Raw genomic sequence first — 6646 nt, forward strand, 5'->3', positions numbered from 1 at the left:
ACACTCACAGGCACCGGCCCCTACCAACTGTCACTGTCAACTATCAACGATCGACTGTTTATCAAAAATTCATCCTTTGTGCAGATGGAAAATATGACTCAAACAATGAGAAAATAATATTAGCGTTACCCTATTTTTAGCGATGACAAACCGAGTTTTGATTGTCGGCGGGCGGGGCCGAATTGGCAGCAGCGTTGCCCAAGACCTTGTTACCCACACCGACGCAGAAATTACTATTACCGGACGCGACCCTAATGGCTCTCTTCCACCAGAGTTGCCGCCGGATCGATCGCGCTATTTAGCTTTAGATTTAGCAGACAGCGCCGCTTTGCAACAAGCTGTTTCATCCTCTAACCTCGTCGTTCACTGTGCCGGGCCATTTCACTACCGAGATGCTAGCGTATTGAAAACTTGCATCGAAGCTGGTGTTAATTATGCTGATGTCAGCGACAGCCGCAGTTTTACTCGCAGAGCTTTAGAATTGCGCGAAACAGCTAAGAATACTGGGGTGACAGCGATTATTAACACGGGAATTTTTCCGGGAGTTTCTAATAGCATGGTACGCCGAGATATCGAGAAATTAGATACAGCCGAACAGGTGCATTTGAGTTACGTTGTCGGTGGTTCTGGCGGTGCTGGTGTCACGGTGATGCGGACTACTTTCTTAGGTTTACAAACTCCTTTTGAGGCTTTGATTGATGGCAAAATGCAGCAGATTAAGCCATACACCGATCGCGAAACGATAGAATTTCCCGAACCCTACGGCCAAACAGGGGTTTACTGGTTCGATATGCCGGAAGCAATTACTTTGCCCGAAACTTTCCCAGTAAAAACAGTTGTTACTAAATTCGGCACGTCTCCAGATATTTACAATCACCTGACTTGGTTTGTTGCCAAATACTGGCCCGATAGCTGGCTGAAAAATCCTTCGGTGATTGAATTTTTGTCCTATGTCAGTTACGGGATGACTGCTGTTAGCAATAATTTTAGCGGTGTGGGTGTGGCTGTGCGATCGCAAGTGACCGGCCTCAAAAACGGTAAACCGGCTAAAGTTCGATCGACAGCACTACACCCAAATGCTGCTACAGCTACGGGTATCGGTACTGGCAGCATCGCTCAATTGATGTTAGAAGGCAAACTGGCAAAACCTGGCGTTTGGTCGGTGGAACAAGCTCTTTCTACCGAACTATTTGAAAGAGCTATGCAGAGTCGAAACCTCAACATAGAGCAGGTGTGTGTGTAGTTTGTTCGGGTTTTGAGGGCAATTTTAGATGTGTGGTGAACGGGCTGTTTTTGACGAACCGCGAAGACGCAAAGAACGCAGTACGCGAAGCGGCGCGTAAGCGCTAGGAAGAGGAGAGAAGAGTGAGGGTTTGCAATAATAATTGTAGGATAACCGCTAGATTGAGTGTTTTGCCCAATTGCGGGCCCTCACACTAGATGAGTTTTGCTTGTTTAACTAATCTATCTTTTGGTAGAAGTAATTGTAGCAAGCAGGAGTTTAAGATATTGCACATCACCAGAAATAGCCCTTTTGGATCGATCGACACACGGTAGCTGCAACAAAGATTGCACTTTAACCAAGGTTTTGGACGCGCGATCGCCCGATCGGGACAACAAACACCATAGTTTTTGCGAAAAAATACCAGGAGATGTCGATATGAAGCGGGTTTTAAAAGCTCTCGGGCAAACATTGAGTCAAAGCATTTTGCTGATCTGTACGCTGGCTTTCATTGGTTTAGCAGGTATGGCGCTAGCACCCAATCAGCCGGCTTACGCAGCAGGTCAATACAGCAGTCAGGCGCAGCAGTCAGGTAAAATTACTGACCCTGCAGAAAAATTTGAGGATCTCAATCCCCAAGCAGCTTACGAAGATCTCGTCAACACAGCTCAAAATCCTGCAAAGGTCGAGAAGGTTTATGATGAAAGTCTAAAGGAATACAACGAAGAGCACCCGCAAGAAAACATTGTTCAAAAAGCTGAAGAGCTGATCGAAAAGGTCACGGGTCAATAATAAATTAACAATTTTCTATCTAATTCAAGTTGCTGGTAAATACGGAGCTTTGGTGAGAACACAATAGATCGTCGTTCTTAACTCGCTTGAACCTAACGACCTAGGGTGTGCTGTCGCGCACCCTAGGTTGTTTTAGTAACTTGTTAAACGACTTAGTTCTTCCGTCCAAACCAGTTTTTTAGTGGCGCTGACCAGGCTTTTTAAGCTAGCAGATTCATCCCAAAGGAAGATGAATAAATAGAAGTTTAAAAGGTAGATTTAATCATAGATTCAGTTAAATAAAAGGAAAAAAATATCATGAGCAACGATAAAGAAACAGTGAAGGGAACAGATGCTAACCTAGACCCGATTTCTGGGGAAACAGGAGCTCATCCAGTGGGAACCGGTATCGGTGCCGCGAGTGCGGGTGCTGCGGGTGCTGCGATCGGCGGTGCGATCGGCGGGCCTGTGGGCGCAGTTGTGGGCGCAGTTGTGGGCGCATTTGGTGGCGGTTTGGCGGGTAAAGGTGTCGCAGAGTCGATCGACCCTACAGTAGAAGATACTTACTGGCAAAACAACTACAGCACCCGTTCTTACGCGGACACGAACGCTACTTACGACGACTATCAACCTGCATACCGCACTGGCTACGAGGGTTACAGCCGTTACGGCGGTACTGGTAAAAGCTATAGCGACATCGAAAACGATTTGCAGCGCGACTACGAAACAAATCGCGGTAAGTCGAACCTACAGTGGGAAAAGGCTAAGCACGCCACGCGCGACGCTTGGGATCGGGTGGAACGCGCTGTTCCCGGCGACATTGACAAAGACGGCCGCTAACACAATCGATTTTAGATTTTAGATGTGGGATTTGAGATTGACTTGCAGCGCAGTGAATCTGGAATCTTGAACTAAAATCTAAAATTTTGGGAGATTTACTCTGGAGCGTCGGGGGCGCGGTATCCGTTGTTTGCGAGTCAGCAAGTATTTTTCAGTCTTAGATGCACGTAAACTCGATCGCTCCAGGTTTTTCAACTGATAAAAACCGGGTTTTTGAACCAGAGATACAGATTGTGATACTAGATTTTCGGTTCTATTCCCGGTTTTTGCCACAGGTGCAAGATAACATTGAAATTAAAAACTATTTTCAACGCGAGTTTAGCAAATTTATAGGGGATTTTTAGCTGCTCTCTAGAGCGGGAGGGGTATTTTTATGCTGCGTTGAAATCCCATTTGTCAGCAAAATTTTTCCAGGGCGGGTTTTCCGACTGGGATGGCCCAAAAAAATATTAACAGCAGAGTTGGAAATTGGCGCTTTTTTGTTGACTATTAGCCATAAAATTAAACTAATTCAGGACTCATATCGTATTCGGATCGATTGACAAATCTAAGATTCGTTCGTAGTGTGGACTTTAGTCCGCTCCTAAAGTTCGTAGTGCGGGCTTTAGTCCGCTCCCAGAGTTGGTACTCTTGTACGCAATTCAACGAATCGTTTTGTGATGGCAATCGATCGGACACGATACCAGGCATCGATCGCATATTTCTGCGATTTTTCGCAATCTGGGCGATTGTTCGCAATCGAGTCCCATAATTGTTAATCTAAATCCTCTCATTCAAAATCGGTATTACTTGTGGATGAAATGTTGGAAAAAGCTTGGACGCTCAAGCAAAATTTAATTGACTTTGTGATGGATGCTGAAGGAGATTTAGCAGTAGCTTTGGAAGCTTTTGCAGCAGCTAGATCGACTGGCGAACGCTATGATATTGCTCAGCAAAATCAAGTGATTGACAGTTTTACCGTTGAAGGTAAAGTCGGAGATAAAACGCCGATCGACATTTTTATCGAAAGTCAGCCGGATTTAACCCAGAGCGAGCTCGGTTTGCTAGAAAGTTGGCAGCACAGAAGCTTCCCTGCGTTGTTTGAGATTACTCAAATTTCCCCCGACAGCTTGGAACTGATGAACTGGCTGACGGCAAAGCACTACGCTGTCAAGCCCAACAGCGCTAATTTCCTCGAACAAATGTCTCGCTTAAAGTTAGGAGAAATCTTGCGGGCTCGGATTGCGCCCCTCACCGATGACTGGTGGATACTCTCGGGCCCTGCGATTGGGATGGGGAAATTGGGCAAGCCGAAGTTGGCTGTGGCGATCGGCAATTTCAAGCAAAATTACAAAAATAACCTGTACAGCGACGCGCCGGAACTGTTAGAACAAGCTTGGAAGTCGGTAGAAAAGTACGATGAAGATTTTACCGAATTTTTTGGCAGCGATGAAGTGACGCTATCGGGATATCACCTGAATAAAAAGTTGGCTGAATTTCAGGAAGTAATCACTAAAAAACACCTAGCTGAGATCGGCGTTGATGAAACTAAATCTCTGGCGGATATGGTTGAAGATGCTGGAGTCGATCGAGAAGAGGTCAAAGCCGCGGCCATCGCAGCAGCAGGCGCGGATGCTAAAGCCGTTGAGGTAATGCTCGACAGCAATGCTAGTTCAAAAATGGTAACGCCGAAAGTCGAATTGCCCGATCGCTTCAAAAAAGCCGAAAAGGTGACAGCACTTTCTCATCCTCGCTGGGGGCAAACTTTTTTGTCTACCTACGCTCAATTTACCGAAATGCTGGCAGCAGAGGACTTTTCAACCATTCCAGGTTACGAAAAGTTGGTTCGCAGCTATCTTGAAGATGCTGCAATTAATGCCTGGATTTGGCAGCGGTTAGCGAAAGTTAATCCAGCGAAATTAGAACAAATTTTGCAAACTGTGTTGCAGCGGACTGATTTTGCGATCGAGACTGATTTAGATTCTTTACTGCAAGAGTTTAAAAAACCCTTAGAACCAGAACTCCCGGAAATTGCCAGCGTTCCCCTGCACCTGAACAACTTATTTCAGCAAGCTTTAGGCGAAGTTAACAAGTCAAAGTCCAAACCGCAGGACAAAAAGAAAAGCTCTAAGGGTTTTAAATCCTGACCCACATCTGGCACTAATGCCAAAAATTTGGAGGGGCGGCTTTACCAATAATCCCTTCGGGAAAACCAGAAATTCAAATATTATGGTTGATGACCATAATAAAAACTGATCTGTGCCGAATGCAAGTCTTGGGCATGAGGGCGGACGGTCGTCCGCACTACGAACCTTATTTATTGTTGTCGATCGACCTGACATGATTTGACAGGCCGCGGGCGGGACGATCGCACAGCAGCATTTGGCAAAATTCTGGATCGTCGGGGAAAGCCAACTCCTAGCTGCCATTGACTTCGCTGGCGATCGCTCTGCGGTTGACCGGGCTGGGTTCCCAGTTGCTGATTTTTAATTGGGCTGGGGATTCTGTATAATCGGGTTCGCGATTGGGGCGATCGCAGTGTATTCAGAAAATTCTGATTTTCCCAGTTTGTCTTGGTTTTTTGTTAAAGATGTTAAAGATTTGTAAACTGTTAGGGGATGCTTTCTGCATCTAATATTTTTTCGAGGAGTCCCATGAAGCAACTTTTGATGGCTGAGCGCTTTTGCTTGATAGCCCACGTCGTGTCAATGGCTTTTGGATTGGCAGGGCTGCTGCTGATTGTACCCAATCCTGAATTAGTGATGAGTTTACCGCCCGCCGGACAAACTCTGTTCCAATGGGGGATGGCTGGGGGTGGAGTAGTTTATATCATTTTTGGTGCAGCAGCGGTTGCTATCTATGCCTATCGGACGTTGGGGTTGGGTGCAACTCTGGCATTTTTGGTGCCTTCTGTGTTTTTGTCCTTAAGTAGCGAGTTGTTGGGAACGAGTACGGGTTTTCCCTTCGGAAACTATCACTACTTGAGCGGTTTGGGCTACAAAATTGCAGGGCTAGTTCCGTTTACAATTCCGCTGTCGTGGTTTTATCTCGGACTGGTTTCCTATATAATTGCTCGCGCTGGAGTCGGTGGCGGTAAAGGCAAACTCAACTGGGTGGGCCAAATCGGGGCGATCGCCCTTGGTTCTTTGCTGCTAACAGCTTGGGATTTTGTACTAGATCCGGCGATGAGTCAAACTTCAGTACCTTTTTGGGAGTTTGAAGAACTTGGGGCTTTCTTCGGGATGCCTTACCGCAACTTGGCGGGCTGGATGGGTACGGGAGCGCTATTTATGTCAGTAGCAGCTTTCTTGTGGAGAAAAACGTCGATTAAATTAGATCGATCGGAAATGGGTTTGCCGTTAATTGTTTATTTGGTAAACTTTGCTTTTGGAGCAATTATCACTGTAACTTCCTTGGATTCTCGGTTTTGGTTCCCGACATCCTTAGCTGTGCTTCTGGGTGTAGTTCCGGCGATCGTCTTAAGCTGGCTGGCGAAACCCGCAGCAGATGACTTAACAGAAGCAATTCCGTCTTTGGAATCTGCTCTGAAAGCTGAAATTCCTTCTCAGCGCGTCGGTGCTTTGCATAAGTAAGCGGCCCCCGTGTAATCGCGGCTGATTTGACAAAATTTTACACGAAATTTTGAGCGAATTTAAAAACCCGGTTTCTACAAGAAACCGGGTTTTTTCAGCTAGAGATTAGCAGTAAGCTGTTGCTCATATAGATTGTGTATGGCGATTGAGGGTCCGATGGGGATCAGGGGAGAGGGGGAGAGAATTTGACGATTTTTGATTGTCATCAAAATATACAATGTTTATTTGCACAACAGCTTAG

The 6646-nt window shown here is 46.1% G+C and carries 5 protein-coding genes; all 5 read left to right on the top strand.

The window, feature by feature from the left end:
* The first annotated feature begins 142 nt into the window (after positions 1–142).
* The 5 genes from IQ263_RS06150 (at position 143) to cruF (ending at position 6405) form a co-directional block, all read left to right on the top strand.
* Positions 143–1243, top strand: a complete 1101-nt coding sequence (locus IQ263_RS06150) for a saccharopine dehydrogenase family protein (RefSeq protein WP_194066637.1) — start codon at positions 143–145, stop codon at positions 1241–1243.
* A gap of 291 nt (positions 1244–1534) precedes the next feature.
* Entirely contained in the window at positions 1535–2014 is a 480-nt protein-coding gene (locus IQ263_RS06155) for a hypothetical protein (protein WP_228049828.1), read from the top strand.
* Between the two features lie 297 nt (positions 2015–2311).
* Entirely contained in the window at positions 2312–2833 is a 522-nt protein-coding gene (locus IQ263_RS06160; RefSeq protein WP_194066638.1) for a hypothetical protein, read from the top strand.
* A gap of 800 nt (positions 2834–3633) precedes the next feature.
* Positions 3634–4959: a hypothetical protein gene (locus tag IQ263_RS06165; RefSeq protein WP_228049832.1), complete on the top strand. Its 1326-nt coding sequence runs from the start codon at positions 3634–3636 to the stop codon at positions 4957–4959.
* A gap of 507 nt (positions 4960–5466) precedes the next feature.
* On the top strand, positions 5467–6405 hold the full coding sequence (gene cruF / locus IQ263_RS06170; protein ID WP_194066640.1) for a gamma-carotene 1'-hydroxylase CruF: 939 nt from the start codon (positions 5467–5469) through the stop codon (positions 6403–6405).
* Positions 6406–6646: the final 241 nt, after the last annotated feature.

It is taken from the genome of Tychonema sp. LEGE 06208 (assembly GCF_015207505.1).
GTDB lineage: Bacteria > Cyanobacteriota > Cyanobacteriia > Cyanobacteriales > Microcoleaceae > Microcoleus.

What these genes read in the sequence shown, in the direction of transcription:
- IQ263_RS06150 (WP_194066637.1), top strand. Translation starts at nt 143, where the DNA reads ATGACAAACCGAGTTTTGATTGTCGGCGGGCGGGGCCGAATTGGCAGC.
- cruF (WP_194066640.1), top strand. Translation starts at nt 5,467, where the DNA reads ATGAAGCAACTTTTGATGGCTGAGCGCTTTTGCTTGATAGCCCACGTC.
- IQ263_RS06160 (WP_194066638.1), top strand. Translation starts at nt 2,312, where the DNA reads ATGAGCAACGATAAAGAAACAGTGAAGGGAACAGATGCTAACCTAGAC.
- IQ263_RS06165 (WP_228049832.1), top strand. Translation starts at nt 3,634, where the DNA reads ATGTTGGAAAAAGCTTGGACGCTCAAGCAAAATTTAATTGACTTTGTG.